The following is a 4,203-nucleotide window of genomic DNA, read 5'->3' as shown; positions in this document are numbered from 1 at the left end:
CTTGACAGTGAGGGATTGACTAAGTAGTCTAGGTGAGAGCAAGGGGATAGGATAAGGACTTGCGGGCAAGAATAAGAAGAAGAGGGAAGTAGGAAGGCGAAAAAATTTTGGAAAAACAAAGGAGAGAGAGATGATTGCCAAGTTATGGCTGAGGCTAGCTGGGGTAATGTTAGGCGGGCTGCTGATAGGAGCGGCACAGGCGGACATACCGAGTGTTCCGAACGAGTTATATGAAGCGCTGAAACTGGATCGTGCGAAAGTAACGCCGAAAGAATTGCATGAAGCATTGGTGAAGCGTTATAAGGATCCTGCACAAGGAGCTGGACCGGGAACGATGGCGCAATACTGGGAACCGATACCGTATGGAATATATTTGGATCCGGCGACATTTTATAAATCACCGAGTTCGATGAAAGAAGTTGCGGGTCGTAAGGAATGTGTGGAATGTCACACAGACGAATCGCCGGTATGGGTGCAGGCATGGAAGCGTAGCAGCCATGCGAATTTAGACAAGATACGTGCGCTTAAACCGACAGACCCAACATTTTACAAGAAAGGGAAACTTGAAGACGTAGAGAAGAACCTGCGTTCGATGGGTAAACTGGCGGACGGCGAGCAACTGAAAGAAGTAGGATGTATCGACTGTCACGTAGAGATTGGTGCGAAGAAGAAAGCGGATCACACCAAAGACATCAAAATGCCGACAGCAGACATATGCGGCACCTGTCACCTACAAGAATTTGCAGAACGTGAATCAGAACGTGACACCATGATCTGGCCGGATGGACAATGGCCGAATGGTCGACCATCGCACGCATTGGACTACAAAGCCAACGTAGAAACCACAGTATGGGCAGCGATGCCACAACGTGAAGTAGCGGAAGGCTGCTCAATGTGTCACACCAACCAAAACAAATGTGACTCATGCCACACCCGTCACGAATTCTCAGCGGCAGAATCACGCAAACCGGAAGCCTGCGCAACCTGTCACAGTGGTGTAGACCACAACAACTGGGAAGCGTACTCCATGTCCAAGCACGGCAAGATGGTATCGATGCTGGGTGATAAATGGAACTGGGAAGTGCAACTGAAAGACGCGTATGAAAAAGGCGGACAAAGTGCACCGACCTGTGCGGGCTGTCATATGGAATACGAAGGCGAATATGCGCACAACATGGTCAGAAAGATTCGTTGGGCAAACTATCCGTTCGTACCTGGTATTGCAGAAAACATTAAGAGCGACTGGTCAGAAGCGCGCCTGGATTCATGGGTTGTAACCTGCACGAAATGTCACTCAGAACGTTTTGCACGCTCTTACCTGGACCTGATGGACAAAGGCACGCTGGCTGGCCTGGCTAAATACCAAGAAGCGCACGGTGTAGTTGCTAAACTGTACGAAGAAGGTTTATTGGCTGGACAAAAAAATAACCGTCCAAACCCACCAGCACCGGAAAAACCAGGATTTGGAATATTCTCACAACTGTTCTGGTCAAAAGCCAACAACCCAGCATCTTTAGAACTGAAGATTCTGGAAATGGGTGAAAATGACTTGGCCAAGATGCACGTAGGCCTAGCGCACGTCAACCCAGGTGGTTGGACTTATACAGAAGGTTGGGGTCCGATGAACCGCGCCTACGTAGAAATTCAAGACGAGAATACCCGTATTCGTGAAATGCTGGCACTGCAAGAACGTGTCAAGAATCTTGAGTCCAAACGTACCAGTTTGCTGGATTTAGACGGCACAGCCGAGAAAATCTCGCTGGGTGGTTTAGGTGGTGGCATGCTATTAGCCGGAACACTGGCACTGGCAGGCTGGCGCAAACGTAAGCAAAGCGAAGCTTGATAAACGCAGATGCAGCTGATCGCGCTACTAAGGTAGCGCGATCGGGGGACAGACTACTCCCGTCATTAGGCATACTCCTGGTGACGGGAGGTTTGATTTTATTGGGATGGTTTGCCTATCTCTGGTTTAAACCGATACCTGTTCCTTATCAATATCAACTGATAGCGGAAGGCGACAACAAACGATTTCCACAAATGGATTTGGACGCCTGGCCGGACTTAAAACTCAGTCAATACAAAGTACAAGCAGAAGGCGTAGACAAACCGGTAGCTGAACTGATCGTGGCCCGTAAAAGTGATGGCCCACCAGTACTCACCTACTGGAAGAATGGCACCAACGACGTGCTCTACAATCTGGATAGGAAGCCATCTGAACTCAGCGCATTGGCTGCGGTAATCAGCAAACACGCGCCCAAAGACGCACTCATACTATCGTGGTGGGATACATCGCGACAAATAAAGCTGCTCACCGGACATGACACCCTATTTACCAGCCATTTGAACGAACCGCTCATGATACCGGTAGCTTGGTTAGAGCAAAGCAAAGCCATACAAACGTATGAAAACCAATTCTGGGAAAGCAAAGCCAGTCAACAAGAACAAGAGCAATTCAGGCGCTTCAGTGAAGCGCTGGCATCACCTGTAGAGGAAGGGGTCGCACAACTGCGCGAACTGATCGGCTCTAATCGCGAAGCCTATCTAATCGTACACGTAACCGACTTATATAAACTGGGACTCATGTATCCGGACAAAATTGGTGTCGCCTATCAAAACTTTCCACTGACGGGCAACATGCACGGTATGATCAATCACATGAAAGTGCAACTCAAAGAAAACGACTTTGACACCTACACACTACAATCGATCTCAGATGAAGAAATCAGGGTATTCTTTCTAAGTGACAAAGCAAGCAGCGAAGTGCTATTAGCAAGAATGCTACCATTTGTAGACAAGAAAGCCCCGGTAGAATTGGAAGCGGCGCAACTTATTTATCAACAAGGTGGCTACTGGGTGTACAAGCTATCTTGAGTACAGGGTACAGCAATAAAAAGAGACCCAAAGTACCCAAAGCCGGCACATAATTATTTACACAATCTGATGATAGCGTACAATATGCGGCTATGAACTTGAACTAAGAAAAGCATAAAGTATAAAAGCATAAAGGAGGAAGGATGAAACACCCAATAACCTACGTATTTGCTGTACTAGCGATATTTGCATTTTTTTCTGGCACAGCACTAGCAGACACATTTGAAGGGCGCAGCAAATGCAGCTCCTGCCATAAAGCCCAAGCCAAATCATGGAAAGACACAGCGCATGCCAAGGCGATGGAATCACTCAAACCAGGTACACGCAAAGAAGCCAAGGTTAAAGCCAAACTGGATCCGGAGAAAGACTACACCCAGGACAAGGACTGTGTTGGCTGTCACGTGGATGGATTTGGCAAGAAAGGCGGTTATACGGTAGAAGCACCGAAGAAACCACTGGCAGCGGTAGGTTGCGAATCCTGCCATGGACCTGGTCGGGTGTATCGCGGAGATCACCGCAAAGCAGGTCAAGCATTTGAAAGTAAAAAGACCACCACGCAACGTAAGGTAGTTGCAGACAAAGGTCAAGACTTTCATTTTGAAGAAGCCTGCAGTTCGTGTCATTTGAACTATGAAGGCTCACCATGGAAAGGGGCCAAAGCACCTTATACGCCATTTACTCCGGCGGTAGACGAGAAATATACATTTAACTTTGACAAGATGGTAAAAGACGTCAAAGCAATGCACGAACACTACAAGCTGGATGGTACATTTGTGGGCGAACCGAAATTCAAGTATCACGATGAATTCCAGTCGAGTGCGAAAGTAGCGGAGAAAGACACGAAAAAAGGTAAAGGAAAAGACGAATGACAGGCTTACAGAAAGGCGCGATAGGGACGCTACTGACAGGTGGATTACTGGGGATCGTGATGGTGGCGGTCGTGTTTGGTGGAGAAGCGGCACTCTCAACCGAAGAATTCTGCACCAGCTGTCACTCGATGACCTATACGCAAAAAGAGCTCAAGGAATCGACCCACTATGGCGCACTGGGGGTGAATCCTGGCTGCAAGGACTGTCATATTCCGCAGGGCTTCAAAAACTTCCACCTTGCACTGTATACCCACGCGGTAGATGGAGCGAGGGAATTGTATCTGGAGTTGGTAAATGATTACTCGACGCTGGAGAAATTCAATGAGCGTCGTCTGATCATGGCCCATGATGCGCGCATGAACCTGAAGAAATGGGATAGTGTGACCTGTCGTGACTGTCATCAGGACCCGAATCCACCTGGAGCGGATGCTCAGGAAGCGCATAAGAAGTTGAAGACGGAGGG

Annotated in this window: 4 protein-coding genes; all 4 read left to right on the top strand. The window is 48.3% G+C overall.

Features of this window, described 5'->3' with window-relative positions; genetic code table 11:
* Positions 1-130: 130 nt before the first annotated feature.
* Positions 131-1,843: a multiheme c-type cytochrome gene (locus C8R34_RS15875; RefSeq protein ID WP_110342230.1), complete on the top strand. Its 1,713-nt coding sequence runs from the start codon at positions 131-133 to the stop codon at positions 1,841-1,843.
* A complete protein-coding gene (gene haoB / locus C8R34_RS15870; protein WP_110342228.1) occupies positions 1,840-2,871 on the top strand; it encodes a hydroxylamine oxidation protein HaoB in 1,032 nt (343 codons plus the stop codon). The genes C8R34_RS15875 and haoB overlap by 4 nt, the downstream gene beginning before the upstream one ends.
* 143 nt (positions 2,872-3,014) lie before the next feature.
* Positions 3,015-3,740, top strand: a complete 726-nt coding sequence (cycA, locus tag C8R34_RS15865; RefSeq protein WP_110342226.1) for a cytochrome c-550 CycA — start codon at positions 3,015-3,017, stop codon at positions 3,738-3,740.
* Positions 3,737-4,203 (top strand): NapC/NirT family cytochrome c (locus C8R34_RS15860; protein WP_110342224.1); only part of this gene is annotated, 467 nt, incomplete at its 3' end. The genes cycA and C8R34_RS15860, both read left to right, overlap by 4 nt.

Origin of the sequence: Nitrosomonas sp. Nm84 (assembly GCF_003201565.1) — a bacterium.
GTDB lineage: Bacteria > Pseudomonadota > Gammaproteobacteria > Burkholderiales > Nitrosomonadaceae > Nitrosomonas.
This window is presented reverse-complemented; position numbering and strand designations above follow the sequence as displayed.

What these genes read in the sequence shown, in the direction of transcription:
- C8R34_RS15875 (WP_110342230.1), top strand. Translation starts at nt 131, where the DNA reads ATGATTGCCAAGTTATGGCTGAGGCTAGCTGGGGTAATGTTAGGCGGG.
- cycA (WP_110342226.1), top strand. Translation starts at nt 3,015, where the DNA reads ATGAAACACCCAATAACCTACGTATTTGCTGTACTAGCGATATTTGCA.